20 protein-coding genes are annotated in these 21695 nt (G+C 62.8%); 7 read left to right on the top strand and 13 right to left on the bottom strand.

From position 1 onward, the window contains the following. Positions 1-32: 32 nt before the first annotated feature. Complete coding sequence (locus AC1RWI_RS13515; RefSeq protein WP_492866925.1) at positions 33-1154, top strand: tetratricopeptide repeat-containing glycosyltransferase; 1122 nt, start codon at positions 33-35, stop codon at positions 1152-1154. A 20-nt stretch (positions 1155-1174) separates the two neighbouring features. Here AC1RWI_RS13515 and AC1RWI_RS13510 read toward each other — a convergent pair whose 3' ends face one another. The 3 genes from AC1RWI_RS13510 to AC1RWI_RS13500 all read right to left on the bottom strand — a co-directional run bounded on the left by AC1RWI_RS13510 (position 1175) and on the right by AC1RWI_RS13500 (position 5491). Beyond that, complete coding sequence (locus AC1RWI_RS13510; RefSeq protein WP_492866918.1) at positions 1175-1648, bottom strand: thioesterase family protein; 474 nt, start codon at positions 1646-1648, stop codon at positions 1175-1177. A 164-nt stretch (positions 1649-1812) separates the two neighbouring features. Beyond that, on the bottom strand, positions 1813-4398 hold the full coding sequence (acnB, locus tag AC1RWI_RS13505) for a bifunctional aconitate hydratase 2/2-methylisocitrate dehydratase (protein WP_043353461.1): 2586 nt from the start codon (positions 4396-4398) through the stop codon (positions 1813-1815). A gap of 175 nt (positions 4399-4573) precedes the next feature. Then, entirely contained in the window at positions 4574-5491 is a 918-nt protein-coding gene (locus AC1RWI_RS13500) for a LysR family transcriptional regulator (protein ID WP_492866916.1), read from the bottom strand. Positions 5492-5687: 196 nt separating this feature from the next. Here AC1RWI_RS13500 and catA point away from each other — a divergent pair, with 196 nt between their 5' ends. The 6 genes from catA to AC1RWI_RS13470 all read left to right on the top strand — a co-directional run bounded on the left by catA (position 5688) and on the right by AC1RWI_RS13470 (position 11510). Further along, positions 5688-6602, top strand: coding sequence for a catechol 1,2-dioxygenase (gene catA / locus AC1RWI_RS13495; RefSeq protein WP_043353459.1), 915 nt, complete (start codon positions 5688-5690; stop codon positions 6600-6602). Positions 6603-6734: 132 nt separating this feature from the next. After that, positions 6735-8123 (top strand): benzoate 1,2-dioxygenase large subunit, encoded by a 1389-nt coding sequence (gene benA, locus AC1RWI_RS13490; RefSeq protein WP_043353457.1) that lies wholly within the window; start codon positions 6735-6737, stop codon positions 8121-8123. A gap of 11 nt (positions 8124-8134) precedes the next feature. After that, positions 8135-8665, top strand: a complete 531-nt coding sequence (gene benB, locus AC1RWI_RS13485; RefSeq protein WP_052494889.1) for a benzoate 1,2-dioxygenase small subunit — start codon at positions 8135-8137, stop codon at positions 8663-8665. A gap of 25 nt (positions 8666-8690) precedes the next feature. Continuing rightward, the gene (gene benC / locus AC1RWI_RS13480) at positions 8691-9710 is read left to right on the top strand and encodes a benzoate 1,2-dioxygenase electron transfer component BenC (RefSeq protein WP_492866913.1); all 1020 of its coding nucleotides are present in this window, start codon (positions 8691-8693) and stop codon (positions 9708-9710) included. Positions 9711-9738: 28 nt separating this feature from the next. Continuing rightward, a complete protein-coding gene (locus AC1RWI_RS13475; RefSeq protein WP_043353454.1) occupies positions 9739-10524 on the top strand; it encodes a 1,6-dihydroxycyclohexa-2,4-diene-1-carboxylate dehydrogenase in 786 nt (261 codons plus the stop codon). Between the two features lie 152 nt (positions 10525-10676). Further along, positions 10677-11510 (top strand): 3-oxoadipate:acetyl-CoA acetyltransferase, encoded by an 834-nt coding sequence (locus AC1RWI_RS13470; RefSeq protein WP_043357708.1) that lies wholly within the window; start codon positions 10677-10679, stop codon positions 11508-11510. Between the two features lie 20 nt (positions 11511-11530). Here AC1RWI_RS13470 and AC1RWI_RS13465 read toward each other — a convergent pair whose 3' ends face one another. The 10 genes from AC1RWI_RS13465 to AC1RWI_RS13420 all read right to left on the bottom strand — a co-directional run bounded on the left by AC1RWI_RS13465 (position 11531) and on the right by AC1RWI_RS13420 (position 21685). Continuing rightward, positions 11531-11701, bottom strand: a complete 171-nt coding sequence (locus AC1RWI_RS13465) for a hypothetical protein (protein ID WP_492866911.1) — start codon at positions 11699-11701, stop codon at positions 11531-11533. A 133-nt stretch (positions 11702-11834) separates the two neighbouring features. Then, entirely contained in the window at positions 11835-12638 is an 804-nt protein-coding gene (locus AC1RWI_RS13460) for an IclR family transcriptional regulator (protein WP_492866922.1), read from the bottom strand. Positions 12639-12660: 22 nt separating this feature from the next. Then, a complete protein-coding gene (locus AC1RWI_RS13455; RefSeq protein WP_492866909.1) occupies positions 12661-13626 on the bottom strand; it encodes a Bug family tripartite tricarboxylate transporter substrate binding protein in 966 nt (321 codons plus the stop codon). Between the two features lie 31 nt (positions 13627-13657). After that, positions 13658-14992, bottom strand: a complete 1335-nt coding sequence (locus tag AC1RWI_RS13450; protein WP_492866907.1) for an MmgE/PrpD family protein — start codon at positions 14990-14992, stop codon at positions 13658-13660. Between the two features lie 2 nt (positions 14993-14994). Next, entirely contained in the window at positions 14995-15543 is a 549-nt protein-coding gene (locus AC1RWI_RS13445) for an alpha/beta fold hydrolase (protein WP_492866905.1), read from the bottom strand. Beyond that, positions 15536-17626 (bottom strand): acetate--CoA ligase family protein, encoded by a 2091-nt coding sequence (locus AC1RWI_RS13440; RefSeq protein ID WP_492866903.1) that lies wholly within the window; start codon positions 17624-17626, stop codon positions 15536-15538. The genes AC1RWI_RS13445 and AC1RWI_RS13440 overlap by 8 nt, the downstream gene beginning before the upstream one ends. Positions 17627-17629: 3 nt before the next feature. Further along, positions 17630-18424 (bottom strand): enoyl-CoA hydratase/isomerase family protein, encoded by a 795-nt coding sequence (locus AC1RWI_RS13435; RefSeq protein ID WP_043353449.1) that lies wholly within the window; start codon positions 18422-18424, stop codon positions 17630-17632. Between the two features lie 32 nt (positions 18425-18456). Further along, a complete protein-coding gene (locus tag AC1RWI_RS13430; protein ID WP_492866901.1) occupies positions 18457-19449 on the bottom strand; it encodes a tripartite tricarboxylate transporter substrate binding protein in 993 nt (330 codons plus the stop codon). A gap of 282 nt (positions 19450-19731) precedes the next feature. Beyond that, positions 19732-20691 carry a Bug family tripartite tricarboxylate transporter substrate binding protein gene (locus AC1RWI_RS13425; RefSeq protein WP_492866899.1) on the bottom strand — a complete coding sequence of 320 codons (960 nt, stop codon included), beginning with the start codon at positions 20689-20691 and terminating at the stop codon, positions 19732-19734. Positions 20692-20731: 40 nt separating this feature from the next. Further along, complete coding sequence (locus AC1RWI_RS13420) at positions 20732-21685, bottom strand: SMP-30/gluconolactonase/LRE family protein (protein ID WP_043353443.1); 954 nt, start codon at positions 21683-21685, stop codon at positions 20732-20734. Between the last annotated feature and the right edge of the window lie 10 nt (positions 21686-21695).

The raw sequence follows: 21695 nt of genomic DNA, 5'->3' as shown, positions 1-21695 counted from the left end.
GCCCCGCCCCCCAGGATCACAGGAAACCTGAATTGACGCGCATCTGCCTGAACATGATCGTGAAGAACGAGGCCCCGGTGATCGCCCGCTGCCTCGCGTCCGTCAAGCCATGGATCGACCGCTGGGCGATCGTCGACACCGGGTCCACCGACGGCACCCAGGCGCTGGTGCGCAAGATCATGGGGGACCTGCCCGGCGCGCTCCATGAGCGGCCCTGGATCGATTTCGCGCACAACCGCAACGAGGCCCTGGCGCTGGCGCGCGCCGGCATGGAGGGCGCGGCCGGCGCCGAAGACTACGTACTGTTCATCGATGCCGATGAAACCCTGCGCATGCCCGAAGGATTCCGCTGGCCCCGGCTGGCCGACGACGGCTACCGCTTCCAGTGCGAGCTGGGCGGCTGGCAATACCAGCGCAACGCCCTGGTCAAGGCGGGCCAGCCCTGGCGCTGGGAAGGCGTGCTGCACGAATACCTGACGCAGGACCCGGCGCACGCCTGGCAGCACCTGCCCGGCCCTGCCATCGAGGTCTCGCGCGATGGCGCCCGCGCCCGGGATCCGCAGACCTACCTGCGCGACATCGAAGTGCTGGAGCGCGCCCTGCGCAACGATCCGGCCAACGCGCGCTACTGCTTCTACCTGGCGCAGAGCTACCGCGACGCCGGCAAGCTGGAAGCCAGCCTGCAGCAATACCAGGTGCGCGTGGCCATGGGCGGCTGGGAGGAGGAGCGCTGGTTCGCGCTGTTCCAGATCGCCGTGCTGACAGAGCGCCTTGCCGCCGACGCCGCGCATGCGGCAAACCCGGCCTACGCCCCCGCTGCCGTACGCGATGCCTACCTCGCCGCCTACCAGGCGCGCCCCGCGCGTGCCGAACCGCTGTGCGAACTGGCCCGCTACCACCGGCTGCGCGGCGAGTTCGCGCAGGCGCATCTCTACGCCCAGCAGGCCGCGGCCATGCCCTGCCCGGCCGATACCCTGTTTGTCGACGCGTCGGTCTATGCCTGGCGCGCGCTCGACGAACTCACGGTCAGCGCGTACTACATCGGCGCGCTGGCGCAAGGCAAGGCCACCTTGCAAAAGCTGCTGGCCGAGGCGCGTTTCCCGCCCGCCGAAAGCACGCGCATCCAGTCGAACCGGCCTTACTACGGACTGTAGCTTCTGAGCCCTGGCCTGACTTAGCCTGCCTTGGCCACCCCGCGGTCCACCCAGTTGACCTTGGGGAACTTGCGCGCGAACGCCTCCGGCATCGGCACGACCTGCTTGCGCTCGTAGCTGAAAAAGACAAAACCGGACTTGGCCATGGCCACCAGCGCCTGGTCTGCCGGGCGCGTGATGCGGAAGGTGATATCGCCGCCATAGCGATTGAAGTCCATCACCCCCACCTCGAACAGCAGTTGGTCGCGGGCATGGGCCTCATTGCGGTAGGTGGTGGCCAGGTCGGTCACGATGATGCCCACCTGGTCGGTCTGCGCATCCGGCTCGTCTGCCGTGCGCAGGTCGAACAAAAAGCGCGCCCGCGCCTCGGAAATCATCGAGATCATCGAGTCGTTGCCGAGGTGGTTGGCGGCGTTGATATCGGTCACGCGCACCGTCAGGTGGGTGGAGTAGCAGAATTGATCTTCGGGGAATTCGAGATTCAGGCGGGCCATGATGTGAAGTGGGAGAACTAGGTGAGGTTTAGTGCTATTTGGTTTTTTGTGGGTGGTGTTGGTTTTTGGACCCAAAAACCAACGCCGCTAAAAACACAGCGACCAACCAAAAGAAAGGCCCCGTAAGGGGCCTTTCAAACGTACGGCTGGAAAACCAATACCGCTTACACCGTCACCGTATCCGCCACGCCCTTGAAGTCTTCGATCTTGTCGAAGTTCAGGTACTTGTAGATCTGGTCGCCGTTGGTGGCCAGCACGCCCATGTCCGACATGTACTCTTCCTTGGTCGGGATGCGGCCAAGGCGCGAGCAGATTGCCGCCAGCTCGGCCGAACCCAGGTACACGTTGGTGTTCTTGCCCAGACGGTTCGGGAAGTTACGGGTGCTGGTCGACATCACCGTGGCGCCTTCGCGCACTTGTGCCTGGTTACCCATGCACAGCGAGCAACCCGGCATTTCGGTGCGGGCGCCGGCCGTGCCGAACACGCCGTAGTGGCCTTCTTCGGTCAGTTGCTTGGCGTCCATCTTGGTCGGCGGGGCAACCCACAGCTTGACGGGGATGTCGCGCTTGCCTTCGAGCAGCTTGGAGGCTGCGCGGAAGTGGCCGATGTTGGTCATGCACGAACCGATGAAGACTTCGTCGATCTTGGCGCCAGCCACTTCCGACAGGGTCTTGACGTCGTCCGGGTCGTTCGGGCAGGCCACGATGGGCTCATGCACGTCGGCCAGGTCGATCTCGATCACGGCGGCGTACTCGGCGTCCGCATCCGGCTCGAGCAGCTTGGGATCGGCCAGCCAGGCTTCCATGGCCTGGATACGGCGCGACAGGCTGCGCGGGTCTTGGTAGCCTTCGGCGATCATCCACTTCAGCAGCGTGATGTTGCTGTTGATGTACTCGATGATCGGTTCCTTGTTCAGGCGCACCGAGCAACCGGCGGCCGAACGCTCGGCGGAAGCGTCGGACAGCTCGAACGCTTGCTCGACCTTCAGGTCGGGCAGGCCTTCGATTTCCAGCACGCGGCCCGAGAAGATGTTCTTCTTGCCTTGCTTGGCCACGGTCAGCAGACCCGACTTGATGGCGTACAGCGGAATGGCGTTGACCAGGTCACGCAGGGTGACGCCGGGCTGCATCTTGCCCTTGAAGCGCACCAGCACGGATTCCGGCATGTCCAGCGGCATCACGCCGGTGGCGGCGGCGAACGCCACCAGGCCCGAGCCTGCCGGGAAGCTGATGCCGATCGGGAAGCGGGTGTGCGAGTCGCCGCCGGTGCCAACGGTGTCGGGCAGCAGCATGCGGTTCAGCCACGAGTGGATCACGCCATCGCCCGGGCGCAGCGAGATGCCGCCACGGGTGCTGATGAACTGCGGCAGCGTGTGATGGGTCTTGACGTCGACCGGCTTCGGATAAGCGGCGGTGTGGCAGAACGACTGCATCACCAGGTCGGCCGAGAAGCCCAGGCAAGCCAGGTCCTTCAGCTCGTCGCGGGTCATCGGGCCGGTGGTGTCTTGCGAGCCCACCGAGGTCATCTTCGGTTCGCAGTAGGTGCCCGGGCGGATGCCCTTGCCTTCCGGCAGGCCGCAGGCGCGGCCAACCATCTTCTGGGCCAGCGTGAAACCGCGGCCGGTGTCGGCCGGGTTGTGCGGCAGGCGGAACAGCGTGGACGGGGCCAGGCCGAGCGCCTCGCGGGCCTTGGCGGTCAGGCCGCGGCCAACGATCAGGGGAATACGGCCGCCAGCGCGCACTTCGTCGAACAGCACGTCGGACTTGACGGTGAACTCGGCGATCACCTGGCCATTCTTCAGGGCCTTGCCATCATAGGGACGCAGCTCGACCACGTCACCCATTTCCATCTGCGACACGTCCAGCTCGATCGGCAGTGCGCCGGCGTCTTCCATGGTGTTGTAGAAGATCGGGGCAATCTTGCTGCCCAGGCACACGCCGCCGAAACGCTTGTTCGGCACGAAGGGGATGTCTTCGCCGGTGAACCACAGCACCGAGTTGGTGGCGGACTTGCGCGAGGAACCGGTACCGACCACGTCGCCCACGTAGGCAACCAGGTTGCCCTTTTCCTTCAGCGATTCGATGAACTTGACCGGGCCGCGCTTGCCGTCTTCTTCCGGGGTGATGCCCGGGCGCGCGTTTTTCAGCATGGCCAGCGCGTGCAGCGGGATGTCGGGGCGGGTGGTGGCGTCCGGCGCCGGCGAGAGGTCGTCGGTGTTGGTTTCGCCGGTGACCTTGAACACGGTCACGGTCAGGCTTTGCGGCACTTCCGGACGGCTGGTGAACCACTCGGCGTCGGCCCAGCTTTGCAGCACGGACTTGGCGATGGCGTTGCCCTTGTCGGCCTTTTCCTTGACGTCGTGGAAGGCGTCGAACATCAGCAACGTCTTCTTGAGCGCCTCAGCCGCAACGGGACCAATCTCGGCGTCGTCCAGCAGCTCGATCAGCGGGGAGATGTTGTAGCCGCCCAGCATGGTGCCCAGCAGCTCGGCAGCCTTGGCACGCGAGATCAGCGCGCAGGCTTCCTTGCCCAGCGCCACGGCTGCCAGGTACGAGGCCTTGACCTTGGCGGCGTCGTCCACGCCCGCCGGCACGCGATGCGTGATCAGGTCAACCAGGACTTGTTCCTCGCCAGCCGGCGGGGACTTCAGCAATTCGATCAACTCCGCAGTCTGCTTGGCGGTCAGCGGCAGAGGGGGGATGCCAAGCGCGGCGCGTTCGGCTACATGGGCGCGATAGTTTTCAAGCATGGGAACCTGCGGAGTAATAGGGTTGCAAAAACCGGTTGTGCCGCGATTGTAAAATAAAGTGCCCCCTTGGGTCAAACGTCTTATATCTTATATAAGAGTTAGAAACGGAAAACCCAATCAAATCAAGGCCAGGCCGCATGCAAGAGTTCCCCCGGCGCCATCAGGCCAGCAGCCATCAATCCTGGCTCGGCGGCAGGAAAACCAGCTTCTCCTCCTCATACAGCCGGTAGATCATGTCCAGCATGGCGCTGATCTCCTCGGTCTCGTCGAGCCTGCGCATGCTCATGATGATGGGCGAGACCAGGTTGGGATCGTCCAGCTCCCGGTAGCTGATGTCGTCCCGCTTGAGGCCGTGCACGCTGCTCGGGACGATCGAGATACCCTCGCCGGCCGCCACCAGCCCCAGCGCGATCTGCAGCTCACGCGCTTCATGGATACGCCCGGGCTGCAAGGCCCGGTCATGAAACGCCGCCAGCACCTGGTCGGCGTAGCTTGGTCGGGGCGCCTTGGGAAAGATGATCAGGGTCTCGCCCAGCAGGTCGTGCAGGGCCAGCACCGGCTTGGCCAGCGAGAGCGGGTGCCCGACCGGCAGCGCCACGATCATCCGCTCCTCGCGCAGCACGACCCGGCGCACGTTCGGGTCCTCGTGCCGGATGCGGCCAAACCCCACGTCGATGGTGCCCTGCTTGAGCGCCGCGATCTGGTCCATGGTGGTCATCTCCACAAGGCTCAGCTCGATCTGCGGGTGCTCGGCGCGAAAGCGCCGGATGATCTTGGGCAGCATGCCGTACAGGGTCGAGCCGACAAAGCCGAGCGACATCTTCCGCTCGATCTGCCCCACCCGCCGTGTCATTGACTCCAGCTCCGCGGCTTGCGCCAGCAACTGCTGGGCGTGCGCGTAGAAAAAGCGCCCGGCCTCGGTCAGCTTGAGCGGGCGCGCGTTGCGCTCGAAGAGCTGCACCCCCAGGCCCTCTTCCAGTTGCTGGATCTGCCGGCTCAGCGGCGGCTGGGCGATATGCAGCCGTTCGGCCGCGCGAGTGAAGTTGAGTTCCTCCGCGACGGCAACAAAGTAACGTAAGTGACGCAAGTCCACGACTATACCTTTTAAGTATTCAGCCAATACTAAAACAGTGTTGGACCACCGATTTTGGCACTCCTATCCTTCGCATCAGGCTGTGACAACGACTTTTTATACCTTTATGGCATTTTAGTTCGGATCACGCTTCCCTGGCGAAATGCCACTGCAAAGACGGACCCCACATAGAAAACCAGAGACAAGGAGCAGACAAATGACGCACCCGGAAATCGAAGCGCTGGTGAAAGCGTTCATCCTCGACACCGCCAGCGGCAAGGCCGATGCGCGTGTGCAAAGCGTGGTGGTCCGCCTGACCACCGACCTCTTCAAGGCGATCGAAGACCTGGACCTGAGCGCCAGCGAAGTCTGGAAGGGCATCGAGTACTTCGCCGAGGCGGGACCGGAACTTGGCCTGCTGGCCGCCGGCCTGGGCCTGGAGCGCTTCCTGGACATCCGCGCGGATGAAGCCGAGGCAAAGGCCGGTCTCGCCGGCGGCACGCCGCGCACCATCGAAGGCCCGCTGTACGTGGCCGGCGCACCCGCGAGCGAAGGCTTCGCGCGGCTGGACGACGGCAGCGAAGACGGCCAGGGCGAAGTCCTGTTCATGCAGGGCACGGTGTTCGACACCAGCGGCAAGCCGCTGCCGGGCGCCTCAGTGGAGGTCTGGCATGCCAACCTGCTCGGCAACTACTCGTTCTTCGACAAGACGCAGTCCGACTTCAACCTGCGCCGCACCATCACCACCGATAGCGAGGGCCGCTACCAGTTCCGCAGCATCGTGCCGATGGGCTATGGCTGCCCGCCGCAAGGCACCACGCAGCGCCTGCTGGACCTGCTGGGCCGCCATGGCCGGCGTCCCGCGCACATTCACTTCTTCGTGTCCGCGCCCGGCCATCGCAAGCTGACCACCCAGATCAACATCGACGGCGACGAATACCTGTGGGACGACTTTGCCTTTGCCAGCCGCGAGGGCCTGGTGCCAGCGCTCAGGCACGTCGAGTCCCCGCGGGCACTGGCCGAGCACGGCCTGGACAAGCCGTTTGCCTCCATCGATTTCGATTTCCGCCTGTACGCCGATTGCGCGGCAGCGCCGGTACCGGAAGTGGAGCGCACGCGCGCCGCCGCATAAGCCACGGCGCCTGAGGCACCTCAAGCACCTCAGGCGCCTCCCACAGCATCAGCCACGACGCAGCAACATCAGGGCCGCTTCTGAGGATCCCTCACGGCCCGGCGCATCCGCCACGGATGCAGGAGACACCGCATGATCCCCATTTACCCGGACCACAGCCCGGCCCTGAAGCGCCTGGACGACTACCTGGTGGAAAACCGCGAGACCGGCGACCACCGCCTGCATCGCAGCGCCTTCACCGACGAGGCCCTGTTCGAACTCGAGATGAAGCACATCTTCGAGGGCAACTGGATCTACCTGGCCCACGAAAGCCAGATCCCCGGCAACAACGATTACTACACCACCTACATCGGCCGCCAGCCGATCGTGATCGCACGCAACCGCCAGGGCGAACTCAACGCGCTGATCAACGCCTGCACCCATCGCGGCGCCATGCTGTGCCGCCACAAGCGCGGCAACAAGGCGACCTACACCTGCCCGTTCCATGGCTGGACCTTCAACAACAGCGGCAAGCTGCTCAAGGTCAAGGATCCGGAAGGCGCCGGCTACCCCGATTGCTTCAACAAGGAAGCCTCGCACGACCTGAAGAAGGTGGCGCGCTTCGAGAACTACCGCGGCTTCCTGTTCGGCAGCCTGAACCCGGATGTGGCGCCGCTCAAGGATTTCCTGGGCGAGGCGGCCAAGATCATCGACATGATCGTGGACCAGTCCGCCGACGGCCTGGAAGTGCTGCGTGGCGCGTCCACCTATACCTTCGAAGGCAACTGGAAGCTGCAAACCGAGAACGGCGCCGACGGCTACCACGTCTCCGCCGTGCACTGGAACTACGCCGCCACCACTAATCACCGCAAGCAGGAAAATGCCCGCGAGGACAAGATCCGGGCCATGGATGCGGGCAACTGGGGCCGGCAAGGCGGCGGCTTCTACGCGTTTGATCACGGCCACATGCTGTTGTGGTCGCGCTGGGCCAACCCGGAAGACCGGCCGAACTTCAACCGGCGCGAGGAATTCGCCGAGCGCTGCGGCGCCGAGACGGCGGACTGGATGATCCAGAACTCGCGCAACCTGTGCCTGTACCCCAACGTCTACCTGATGGACCAGTTCGGCTCGCAGATCCGCGTGCTGCGCCCGCTGTCGGTTGACAAGACCGAAGTCACCATCTACTGCATCGCGCCCAAGGGCGAAGCCGACGACGCGCGCGCGCGCCGCATCCGCCAGTACGAGGATTTCTTCAACGTCAGCGGCATGGCCACGCCCGACGACCTGGAAGAATTCCGCGCCTGCCAGCAAGGCTATGCCGGCAGCGCGGTGGCATGGAACGACATGTGCCGCGGCGCTACGCACTGGGTGGAGGGCGCCGACGAGGCTGCGCGCAAGATTGGCCTCAAGCCGTTGATGAGCGGCGTCAAGACCGAGGACGAAGGCCTGTACACGGTGCAGCACCGCTACTGGCTGGACGTGATGAAGAAGGCCACCGGAGCCGAAGCCAGCAAGATCAGCAGCGCCGGGAGTGAAGCATGAGCACGACCCCAATGACCTCAACGCCCCCAACGACCCCAACGACGCCCACGACCGCACCCATCGGCCTTGCCGGGATCCAGGCCTTCCTCTACCGGGAAAGCCGCCTGCTTGACGACGAACAATGGGATGAATGGCTGGCCTGCTATCACCCGGATGCCGCGTTCTGGATGCCGTCCTGGGACGATGACGACACCCTGGTGACCGATCCGCAGCGCGAGATCTCGCTGATCTACTACCCGAACCGCCAAGGCCTGGAGGACCGCGTGTTCCGCATCAAGACCGAGCGCTCCAGCGCCACCATGCCGGACACGCGCACCAGCCACAACATCAGCAACGTCGAACTGGAGCGCCAGGAAGGCAGCGTCTGCACGGTGCGTTTCAACTGGCACACGCTGAGCCACCGCTACAAGACCAACTACAGCTACTTCGGCATGTCGCGCTACGTCATCGACTTCGCCGGCGAGCAAGCGCAGATCCTGGACAAGTACGTCGTGCTGAAGAACGACTACATCAACCAGGTCATCGACATCTATCACATCTGAGCGGACGCGCCGGAGGAACCACGCCATGGAATACAACATCGCTCTGCAGTTTGAAGACGGCGTTACCCGCTTCATCACCTGCGCCGCCAACGAAACCCTGTCCGATGCTGCCTATCGCCAGCAGATCAATATCCCGCTGGACTGCCGCGACGGCGCCTGCGGCACCTGCCGCGGCCTGTGCGAATCCGGCGAGTACGACCTGCCGGCGTCGAGCTATATCGAAGACGCGCTGACGCCCGAGGAGGCCGCCAAGGGCTACGTGCTGGCCTGCCAGACCCGCCCGCGCTCCGATTGCGTGATCAAGGTGCCGGCCTCGTCGGCCGCCTGCAAGACCGGCGTGACCCGCTACCAGGGCAAGCTGGCGGCAGTGGACAAGCTGTCGGACTCCACCATCGGGTTCTCGATCGACCTCGGTGAAGCCGCCGCCCCGACCTTTCTGGCGGGGCAGTATGTGAACGTGGATATCCCGGGTACCGGCCTGACCCGCTCGTACTCGTTTTCCTCCGCCCCCGGCGCCGCCCGTACCTCGTTCGTGGTACGCAACGTGCCCAACGGCCGAATGAGCGAGTTCCTGAGCAATGAGGCGCTGCCCGGCCAGCCCATTTCCTTCGCCGGCCCCTATGGCAGCTTCTACCTGCGCGAAGTGGCCCGCCCGGTGCTGTTCCTGGCGGGCGGCACCGGCATCGCACCCTTCCTGTCCATGCTGGACGTGCTGGCCGCGAACGGCAGCCCGCACCCGATCCGCCTGGTGTATGGCGTGACGCATGAGATCGACCTGGTGGCATTGGCGCAACTCGACCGCGCAAAGGACCAGCTCGCCGGCTTCGAGTACCGCACCTGCGTGCTCGATCCGGTCAGCAACGAAACCCGCAAGGGCTATGTCACGCAGCACGTGGAGCGGGACTGGCTCAACGGCGGCGATGTCGACATCTACCTGTGCGGCCCCGTTGCCATGGTGGATGCGGTGCGCGCCTGGCTGCAGGACGCCGGGGTGACGCCGGCCAGCTTCCACTACGAAAAATTCTCGGCCAGCAACGCTGCCTGACCCACCTTCCACGGATCAAAGACACGCTATGAACAACAACGCGCGCTTTAGCGGAAAAATCGCCGTGGTAACCGGCGCGGCGCAGGGGATTGGACGCGGCGTGGCGCTAGCCGCCGCGGCCGAGGGCGCCAGCCTGGTGCTGGTCGACCGCGCGGCACTGGTGCACGAGGTCGCCGCGCAAATCCACGCGAACGGCGGCCAGGCACTAGCGGTGGAGGCCGACCTGGAAACCTATGCCGGCGCCTGCCTGATGACCAGCGCGGCGCTGCAGGCCCATGGCCGCATCGATGTCCTCGTCAATAACGTGGGCGGCACCATCTGGGCCAAGCCCTACCAGGAATACGAGGAGGCGCAGATCGAAGCCGAGATCCGCCGCTCCCTGTTTCCCACCCTGTGGTGTTGCCGCGCCGTGCTGCCCGGCATGATCGAGCGCAAGCAGGGCGTGATCGTCAACGTCTCGTCCATCGCCACGCGCAGCATCTACCGCGTGCCCTACGCGGCCGCCAAGGGCGGCGTCAACGCCCTGACCGCCAGCCTCGCCTTCGAGCACGCGCAGGACGGCATCCGCGTCAATGCGATCGCCACCGGGGGCACCGAAGCACCGCCGCGCAAAGTGCCCCGCAACACGGCGGAGCAGACCCCGCAGGAAGCCGCGTGGTACCAGGGCATCGTCGACCAGACCATGGCATCCAGCCTGATGCACCGCTACGGCACCATTGATGAACAGGTGCGCGCGATTCTGTTTTTGGCGTCCGACGAGGCCTCTTACATCACCGGCACCGTCCTGCCCGTGGGCGGCGGCGACCTCGGCTAAGCCTCCGATGCGACCAATGGCGAGCCGTTGTGGAGATTGTCGAGTTCCGGTCACAGCCGAGCGAATTTGACCTCTACTGGATTCTCGCTCGCGCAAAATCTCCACGAATCCAGGCCGTAACCGAATATACGGCTTCCTGCTTTGAGGTACTCATGACCCAACCTTGCATTATCTCCGTGGCCATCACGGGCTCCTTGCCGCGGAAATCCGACAATCCGGCAGTGCCGGTTACGGTCGACGAGCAAATCGAATCCACTCAAGAAGCATTTGAAGCGGGAGCAACGCTCGTCCACCTGCATGTCCGAAACGACGATGGCACTCCGTCCTCGGACCCCGCGCGGTTCGCGCGTGTACTCGAAGGGATTCGGAAGCATGCCCCAGGCATGATTACCCAGGTTTCAACGGGTGGACGCTCCGGCGCAGGCCGTGAACGTGGTGGGATGATCTCCCTGCGCCCGGACATGGCCTCACTTGCGACAGGCTCAGTCAATTTCCCGACCCGCGTCTACGACAATTCGCCAGACCTGGTGGATTGGCTGGCATCTGAAATGCTGGCGTACGACGTCAAGCCCGAAATTGAAGCCTTCGACCTATCAATGATCTTCCAGGCAGCCAATATGCAGCGGGTCGGCAAGATCGCCGGAGAACTGCATGTCCAGTTTGTGATGGGCATCAAGAACGCGATGCCCGTCGACCGCGAGGCTCTGGAGTTCTATGCGGCGACCCTGCGCAGGCTTTCGCCCAACGCGACCTGGACGGGAGCTGGCATTGGGCGCGACCAGATGACCATGGCACGCTGGTCGCTTGAATTGGGCGGACATTGCCGCACGGGTCTTGAAGACAACATTCGCCTGGACCGAGATACGCTCGCGCCGTCAAACGCTGCCTTGGTCCGCCAAATCGCAGCACTCTGCGAAGAGTACGAGCGTCCCGTGGCAACTGTTGCCGAGGCGAGGGCTCTCCTCGGATTGAAAGCCCTCGTCTAATCCAATAGCAACCTAGCCTGTCAGATACTGCCCGCCAGCCGAGAGATTGATTCCGAAGCGCTTTTCACAAGGTCTGCGACGATCTCTCGCGCTGGCTTGGCCTTGGTAAGTAGCCCTCCTCCCACGCCGCTGGGATTGCTGTGCAGGTCCCAGCGACCGGCCGCCGCCGCCGCCGCATTGAAGTCGTCCATTAACACCTTCTGATACGGATTTGCGAGCGGCTCCAATCCAGAGTATCACCTGATGCACACAGCGTCCCGCCCAAACGCTCAACGGACAACGGACAACGCAAGTTGTGAGCAAACTCACGGTGCCTCGTCGCATTCATTCAATACGACTGATCGCCGCTTGAATCGAGGCCGCCAAGGACAGCAGAGGCTTTGCGAGCGTGGCTTCGACCTCCTCGACCGTCTGCTGAGTCGAGATGCTGGCGTTGAGGACGTACGTGCCATAGCCCTCGATCTGCATTGGCGTTGCAACTGCCACCACCTGCGGCTGCCACGACGCCACGCAATATCCGTTCTCCTGCACTGACTTGACCGCCAGTTCGATCTCCTTGCGAATAGAGTGCCACGCTCGCCCTGGGTTACGGCCGGCCATCTCGCGCATCGCAATGTCAAAGTTGGTCGCGGACAGTGTCGCCAGGTAAGCCCTGCCCAGGGATGTCAAAGCCATGGGGATACGCAAGCCACTAACGATAGTACGGAGCGATTGGCGCCTGCTGTAACGGAATGACTCCAGATACACCATGTCATCATCATCAGCCACCGCTAGTCCGACGTTTATCTTGTGGCGCGTCGCCACCTCTGTCATGAGTGGAGTCGCCGCCTTTAGAACCGTGGAGCCGTCGCGCATTGCATGCGCCATGCTCAGGACCGGAACGCCCAACCGGTAAGCGCGAAATTGCGGAACATACTCGAGCATTCCGCTCTCGACCAATGACTGCGTAAGTCGGCTCACGGTCGACCGCGAGAGTCCCGTTCTATCAGCGATCTCGCTATTGCCGAGCATTGACGAGCCTGCCCGGAACGCCCGCAAGACGGATATTCCCCGTTCTAGCGACCGGTTGGGTGTCGCCTTTCCCTTTCCCGGTTTCACACGGTCTGGATTTGCGATGGGTTTCGTCATGGTGAGCCGCAGGCCGATGTGGCTAGTCAAACTGAATATTTCGTTCCTTCGCGACGCTCTTCCATCGCGCGACTTCCTGGTCGACGGTGGCCGTCAGTTCTTGTGGCGAACCTACCTTACCGGTCACGCCCTCCCGCGTCAGACGCTCGCGATACGGGCCACTCGCCGAAGCACTCGCAATCGTTTGGAAGAGAACCTGGACGATCGCCGGGGGCGTGCCCTTCGGCGCAAAGACACCGTACCAGACGTCCGCGCTATATCCCTTCACGCCAACTTCACCGACGGTCGGTACCCCCGGAAACGTGGGGGAGCGATCAGCGGAGGTCACGGCCAGCGCGCGCACGCGGCCATCCCGGATGAGGCTCGCCGAGCTGGCCATGGTGGCAAACGCGGCATCGATATGGCCCGCGAGGAGGTCGGCAAACTGCGGTGCCGATCCCTTGTAAGGAACATGAATCAACCTGATGCCAGACATCGCCTGCAGATACTCGGCAGCCAGATGCACCGAGCTTCCGTTGCCAGCCGAGCCATATGTCAGCTTCCCCGGGGAAGCCTTGGCAACCTGCAACAGGTCTTCCATCGATGTCAGCCGACTCTCTTTTCGGACAAGCACAACGTTAGGCGCGCGCCCCAATGACGCGACCGGCTCGAACGCGCGCGTGCCGTCATAGGGGAGCTTGGGACCAACGCTTGCCACAATCGCGAACGCGCTCGTCGTCAGAAGCAGCATATACCCATCCGCCGGGCTCTTGCTTACCTGGTCCGAACCCATGATGGACGCCGCGCCCGGCTTGTTCTCGACGATGAATGGCTTGCCGAGGCGACGTGACAGCGCTTCGCCGAGCGACCTTGCAATGGCATCCGTTCCGCCACCTGCAGGAAACGGGACGACAATTCGAACCGGACGTTCCGGGTACGATGCGGCCAGGACGGGCAGCGCCGGGAACGCTGCGCAAACGCAGGTCAGCCTCAAGAGATTTCTGCGCATTTTGTCTCCTCCTGATCTCTGTTTTTATGGGTTACCGTGCGAAATCCACCGTTGTCGCACGGTCGATGCGCCAAAGTGCCGAAGCAAGCTTCTCTGCCACGGATTGCCCCAGAACAGGAGATGCAAGCTCGAGCAACTTCGCATCGAGGTCCGCATCGGTGAGAGGATCCTCAGGGTCGCCCTTGCGATTCGGCTGGAAGTGTTCGGCAACTTGCCCGTCGACAGTCTCGATGCGGATGTTCGCAGCGCGCTTTCCGGGAAACGCCGCGTCAATCTCCGGATCGACCTCAATGGTCATGCAGTCCATCAGTCGGCGAGTTTCGGCGTCAGTAATCCTTTCCGGTGTGTAGGCTGCAAGCCGCACGCTGCCGAATGCCAAAGCGGTCGCGACAATGTACTTCAAACTGAACTTGGCCTCATTCTCGGTCTTCGGATTCAGATTGCAAGCAATATCGAGTGCGGGCCGGTATGTCGCGACGTGGATGCGTCTGATCTTGCTGGAATCGATGCCGAGCACAGCCTTCAACGCCAAGGCGCCATCAATCGCCGCGAACGTGTGGCCGCAACCGATGTGGTTCTTGAAAGTCAACCGGCAGATATGGAAGTCACTGCCGAGCGTCGCAGCCACCGCGTCCCAGTTCGCACCATCGGACATAGCCTTGCCGAGGCCGGCATCACCATCCAGGACATCCAGCGAACCGGTTGCGCCCGCGGCTGCTGCTTTGGCCGCCAGCAGTCCTCCCTCCGCAGCGCGCCCCACATGCAGCGGCTTCGACATGGAGTCCATCCGGAACGCTTGCTGCAGGCCCGCGGAGAAGGTCGCAGCCGTTGCCAGCGCGTGAGCCAGTTGGGCCGGCGTTGCACCGTAAATGAAGGCCGCCGCGGACGCGGCGCCAAATACGCCGACAGTTGCGGTGTTGTGCCAGTATTTGTAGTGACCGCGGCCAAGAGCAACGCCGATGCGAGTAGAGATCTCGTAGCCGACGACAATGCCCTTGAGCAACGTCTCGCCGGTGGCGCCTACGCCCTGGGCAGCAGCGATTGCCGCGGCAATCGTAGGTGCCCCCGGGTGATACATGGCGTCCTTGAAACTATCATCGATCTCCGCCGCATGCGCGGCCGCGCCATTGATCAACGCCGCCGCCCTGATGATCGCGGACTTGCCGGACGCCAGCTTTGCGCTGCCCGTCCCCAACTCGTCTTCGAGAATGCGCTCCAGGATCGCAACGGCCTCATGGCTGATACCGGGATAAACCGCGGCATGCCAATCCACCAGGGCGCGCTTGGCGTGGTGCATGGCTTGCGGGGGAAGCGGCGCAGACTGGACGGTGGCGTAGAACTTGCCGAAGGCTTCTGTTGCGTACACGTTTAGGCTCCTCGCCCGGCACCAGCCAGGCTATTTTCTGTGTCCTGCCACAACTGCAGCAGGAGTTCGTTCACCGATTGACCAGCCTCGTACTGGCCCCAATGCCCCGCTGCCGGAACGACGCACACACGCGTGCGGCCGTCAGCGCATTGCGCACCGGCATTGGGACGGGAGACATGGATGATGTCTGGAATCCCGGCCGGGGTGACTGTTACGTCTGCATCACCCCATGCCAGATGAGCGGCAGCAAGCCCACCAAACGAGAAACCCACCAGGTCGACGCTTCCGTCACTGGTGGGTAGTTGGTCTATCGATTTCGCCAACAGGCCGACAAATCCGGCCATGTCGGCAAACGGCGAGTCGTCCGAGTCGCCAAACCCTGGCATATCGGGAATCAGCAGTCGGCGAACGCCCGACCACGATGCGATATTCCGAGCCCAGTGCCTCCATGAGCCATGGCCGCCCTGCAGGAGAATCGCTGGCGGGCCGTCACCGACGACCCGCCATGCGACCTTGTGCCCCTCCACCGAAGTCGTCAGGACTTCAGGCACCGAGGACTGCGACGGCATCGCCAGCCACCACGCCGCGTCCTTCCGGCAGGACAAAGACCGGGTTGATTTCGGCCTCCACCAGCTTTTCACCGAGCGCAGCAACCATGTCCGAGAAGGCTACGATGGCATCAGCCAACGCATCGACATCCGCCTTCGGCCGACCGCGATAACCCTCCAGCAACGGGACGGTCTTCAATGAGCGGATCATTTCCAGCGCGACCGTCTTCGACAAACCGCGACCCGACGGCAGCAGGCGCAGCGTCGTGTCCTCAAACAGTTCCGCGGCGACACCGCCCATCCCAAGGAGAATGCCCGTGCCAAGCGGGTCCCGGTGCATGCCGAGAATGACCTCGACGCCACCCTTCACCATTTCCTGTACCAGGAAGCGAGTCGGGCGCGTACCGACCGCCTGTTCGACCTGGTCGCCCATCTGAACCAGCCGCTCGCCAATCCGAGCGGGGTCCACATTGACAGCCACCCCGCCGACATCGCTCTTGTGGGTGATCTCGCCAGACAAGATCTTCAGCACCACGCCACCCTCGAACTGCCTGGCGGCCGCGAGAGCCTCTTCCGGGCTCTTCACCACCGTCTCTCGCGTCACCGGCACCCCAAACGCACCAAACAGTGCTTTGCCAGCCGCCTCATCCAGTGATCCCGAACCAAAGTCGTCCAGCTTGGGAGCGGCTTTCGGTTCAGTGCCGAGATCCTCTGCGCTATTAGACGAGCCGGAGCGCAGCATCGCCTGGAAAGCCACCGTGCAGGCCTCGGGGGCCGAAAACGCCGGCACTGCGCACCGATTCAAGAGCGACGCCACTTCCGGCGCATGCGGGCTGACGTATGCGATGACCGGCTTGGCGCTGGTCGGGAGGCAATCGCGAATGGCGTTTGCCATCAGGTCGGGCATTGCCAGACTCGATGATCCGACGATGACGGTGACTGCATCGTAGCTCGGACTGTCCAGCAGGATGCGAATCGCCGCACGAAGCAGGTCTGGCTGCAGGCCGGCCAACGTCACGTCAATCGGGTTACGGTCCAGCGCGGCATGGTCCCCTTTTTGCAGCGCGCGCAGCTTCTCTGCCGTCTCTTCATCCGGGGCCGGCGTCTCGAAACCGGCGACACCCAGGCTATCCGAAACCAGCGTACCAGCACCGCCTGTAGACGTGAGGATCGCGATTCGCTTTCCTGCCAGTTTGCGCCCCGTGGAAAGCGCGGCCGGAATATCCAGCAGGTCCGCGAAGGATTGCGCGCGAATGACGCCCACCTGGTCAAACAGTGCGTCATACATTCGGTCAGCACCGGCCAGCGCACCGGTGTGCGATACCGCAGCGCGCGCGCCGCTCTCCGAACGACCGATCTTGAATGCCACAACCGGCTTGCCAGCGCGAGCGGCCTTCAGCGCAGCACGCCGGAAGGTCTCGGGATTGCGGATACTCTCGACATACAGCGCGATGACCTTGGTCGCCGCGTCGTCCGCCAGATAGTCGATAAAATCCGCCAGATCGAGATCCACCTCATTGCTCGTGGAAACCAGCTTGGACATCCCGATCCCTCGAGCAGCCGCGCGCGACAACAGCGCGCCGAGGATGCCGCCGCTTTGCGACACAACGCCGATGCTGCCGGCCGGAAACTTGTCCATCTCCAGAGCGCCGCTGGCAGAGAGCGGAATTCCATCGGTCAGGTTCACCAGGCCAATCGTGTTCGGGCCGAGCAACCGCATATCGCCCGCGGCCTCAATCAGTTCGGCTTGACGCCGTGCGCCCTCGGGACCGGTTTCCGTGTACCCGCTTGCCAGCACGATCGCAGCCCCGGCGCCCTTGGCAGCAAGGTCGCGAACCGCCAAATGCGCACGCTCGGCGCCAAGCAGTACGATGCCGACGTCCGGTACCTCTGGAAGGGAAGCCACATCCGGGTAACAACGCAGGCCATCAATCTCGCCAACCTTCGGGTTGATGGGGTAGATAGCGCCGGTGAAGCCATGCTTGCGGAGATATTGGACCGGCCGGCCAGCCGTCTTCGTCGGGTCGGCGGATGCACCGATCACTGCGACGCTACGCGGCGCCACAAGGCGTTGGATAGCATTCATGGCTCAGCCCTTGTCTGCGAGTTTGTTCAGGAACGCCAGTACCGACTCACGGTGTTCAGCGCTGGTGTAGCAGATGCCTTGAGCCTGGCTGCCCTGAGCAAAGATTTGATCCGCCGGCAATTCGTAAGACTGATTCATGATGGTTTTGCCCAGCGCGATTGCAGTGGGCGAACCTTGACTCAGTTCCTTTGCCCATGCCACGGCGTCTGCCACGAGGCTGTCAGCGTGGCTGACGCGATCGACAATGCCAATCTCCTTTGCCTCTTCAATCGCGACCTTCCGGCCGGTAAAGACCAACTCCTTGGCCTTCGCCAGACCAACCCGTCGCGGCAGGAAGTACATGCCGCCACCGTCCGGAATCAGGCCACGATTGATGTAAGACCAGGAGAACGATGCGTGCTCCGACGCGATGACGAAGTCGCAGCACAGCGCCGTGTCTGCGCCAAGGCCAGCGGCTGCGCCATTGACCGCCGCAACGGTCGGCTTGGGCATGGTATGCAGCAGCTTTTGAGTGTAATGCACGCGCTGCTGACGACTCCAGCCATTGAACCCAACCTCGCCTTGCGGCGCCTCCATCCGGCGCTTCATACCGGATACGTCGCCGCCAGCGCAGAATCCCTTGCCGTTTCCGGTGATCACCAGAGCCCGCACCGCTTTGTCGGCAGCAACACGCTCGAGTGCGTCGATGAACTCGGTGCGCATATCGTCGCTCATGGCGTTGCGCTTCTCGGGACGGTTAAGCGCGATGACAGCCACGCCAGACTCGTACTTCAGTTCGATAAGGGAATAGTTTTCCATGATCCAATCCAGTTTTCGTAACTACACCGCGGTTAGTCGGCCGTGATGTTTGATTCCTTGATGATCTTGCTCCAGCGCTGGCTCTCACCGGCTACATACCGGCCAAACTCTTCAGGGGAACCGGCGCTCACCGTCAGGCCTTCCTGTTCAGCACGCTTGCGAAACATTTCTGTCTGAACTGCCTTTTTGGCGGCAGCATTCAGACGCGCGATAACATCCTTGGGCGTGCCTGCCGGCACGAAGAGGCCGTACCAGCTGTCGGCGGAGTAACCGGGGACACCGCTCTCAGCGATGGTCGGAACCTTGCTCAGGCCGCCAGCCCGCGAGCGTTGTGCTGTGGTCACTGCAATGGCGCGGAGCTTCCCGCTCTCGATATGAGGTGCCACGGCTGCCGCTGTTGCGAACATCACATCGACCTGCCCGCCAAGCAGGTCAGTAATTGCCGGGCCCGCACCGCGGTATGGGATATGGTTCATGTCGACCTTGGCCAGCTTCTTGAAGAGCTCGCCGGCCAGGTGGGCGGACGTGCCCGCGCCTTGCGAGGCGTAGGTGATTTTTCCAGGCTTCGCTTTGGCGGCAGCAATGAGATCCTGAACGGACTTGATCGCGCTATCGGGGCGAACCACCAGCACATTGGGCGACCGGCCGACAAGCATCACCGGAGCGAATGCCTTTTCGGTATCGAACGGCAGCTTCTTGTGAAGGCTGGGGTTGACCGCGTGTGCCAAGGTTGCCATCACCATCGTGTAGCCATCGGGCGCGGCCTTCGCAACCGCGTCGGTACCGATGATGGTGCTGCCACCCGGCTTGTTGTCCACAATGACGGGCTGCCCCAGCTCCTCGCCCATCGTGATTCCCATCGCCCGCGCAACCAGATCCGTGCCGCCGCCCGGAGCAAACGGAACGACCAGGCGAATTGGCTTGTCTGGATAGGCGGCAGACGCCGCAGATGGTGCAACAGCGGCTGCCAGTGGAATCAATGCGAGAGCGATGCTTCGCACGAAGGCCGCACGGATGATATTCATACTTGTCTCCTGTTAACGAATGCTTGAGCGTGTGAGACGCGATACGTCCCTCATCTCAGCGCGTTTCTTTGTTAGATACAGGTTAGCGGCAAGCTGGCGATCGGACACCCCCAAAATTCCATACCGTGGAATTTTGCGGAGCACCATCCAAGCCGGCCACCGAACGACGCTTGCGACAAATACAAAAAAAAGCCCGGCGGTAGGCACTCCGCCGGGCTAACCCTGCCTCAATTCCTGGAGACTTTACAAAGTCGGACAGGGGTCAGAAAGTTCCGTTGCGTGTCACTCCGGCTTCACGCGGCGTTCCGTGATGAGTCGCGACCACTTCTCTCCATCCGAGCGGATCCGTGAAGCGAATTCCGAGGGAGACGACGGTGTCGGAGTCATGCCCATGGTCGTGAGACCAGCCTTGACTTCCTTGTTCTCGAGCGTCTTGCGAATGGCGGAATTGAGTTCCTGGACAACCTTCTGCGAGGTGCCGGCCGGTACCATCACGCCGTACCAGTTCTCGGCGATCACCCCCTTGATACCTCCCTCTTCAAGCGTGGGCACGTTGGGAAGATAGGGCAGCCTCGCACTCGTCGTCACGGCGATGGGCTTGAGTTTTTTCCCTGCGATGAAAGGCAGCAGGCCAGAGGCATCGCCGAAGAACGCATCAACTTGCCCGCCAATGGTGTCCGTGATCGCCGGCGCTGCACCCTTGTATGCCACATGGAGGAACTCGGCGCCGGTCGATGCCTTGAAGAGTTCGATAGCCATATGCGGCATGCTGCCAACCCCGGAGGAAGCCAGCGACACCGCCTTACCCGAACGACTCAGAACAACGATGTCTTTTGCCGTCGTGAACTTGGACTGCATAGGGGCAACGATGACCTGCGGCGTGGTCGTCACAAGAGAAACGGGGACCAAGTCCTTTTCGGGCTTATAGGACAGGTTCTTATACAACGCTGGATTGATGACGATTGCGCCGGCGCTGGTCAGGAAGAAGACCGAACCATCGGCAGGTCCCTTCGTCACCGCGCTGACTGCGATAGCGCCATTTGCACCTGGGCGGTTGTCGATGATGACGGTTCGCTTGAGTTCGATTTCGAGCTGTTTTGCGATCGACCGTGCCAGGGCATCCGCAGGACCGCCAGCCGGAAACGCTACCACCATCCGGGCGATTTCCGCCGCCATCGCGGATTGCGAGCAAAGCGCTGCCATTGCGCAGGCCAAAGCCACCCGCAGGAATGTCCTTCTCATACCACCGCCCTCTCTATGGAAACGCTTGAATCGGCGCCAGTCAGCCGCCGATTGCCCCTTGCGTGTTGACGTAAAGGGCGTAGATTGACGTGCACGACGCCATGAAAAGCCGATTGCGGTGACGACCACCGAAACAAAGATTGGCGCATCGCTCAGGCAGGCCAATGTGACCAATCGCCTCACCGTCCGGAGCGAAGACCCGTACTCCGTCAAGCTCAGGCGTGCCCATTCCCCAACCGCACCAAAGGTTTCCGTCAACATCTACCCTGAAGCCATCAGGGGTGCCGGGTCCGGCATCGATCAACACCTTGCTGTCCGTCAGGCTTTCACCGTCGCCGGATACGTGAAAGGCACGAATCCGACGCGGACGAGTGCGGGACTCGATGACGTACAGAAGTTTCTCATCTGGAGAGAAAGCCAGGCCATTTGGACCGCTCACATCGTCAGCAACCACGCTCAGCTCCCCGGTATGCGGATCAATGCGATAGACACGCTCGGGAAGCTCGGCTACGGCTTTCTCGCCCTGGTAGAACCCGACGATGCCAAACGGCGGATCCGTGAACCAGACAGATCCATCCGACTTCACAACCACATCGTTGGGGGAATTCAACGGCTTCCCGTCGTACTGGTCAGCCAACACGGTGATGGAGCCATCGTATTCAGTACGGGTGACTCGTCGGCCGCCGTGCTCGCAGGTAACCAAGCGCCCTTGCCTGTCGCGGGTATTCCCGTTGGCGTTGTTAGATGGCTTGCGAAAGATGGTGGTGTTGCCCGTCTCCTCGTCCCAGCGAAGAATCCGGTTGTTCGGCACGTCACTCCAAAGCAGACAGCGTGCATCGCCAAACCACACAGGCCCCTCATTCCATCGGCCACCCGTCGCGATGCGGTCGATCGCTGCCAGAGGCAAGTGGTACTTTTCGAACCGCGGGCTGAGTGCTTGAATGCGTGCGTCCGGATAGCGGATGGGCTCGACCGACAAGGAAGCGTCCTGCATGATGGTCTCC

Source organism: Cupriavidus sp. MPR-AND1C, from assembly GCF_058809705.1.
The sequence above is the reverse complement of the archived record's forward strand: the minus strand, read 5'-3'. Positions and strand labels throughout refer to the sequence as shown.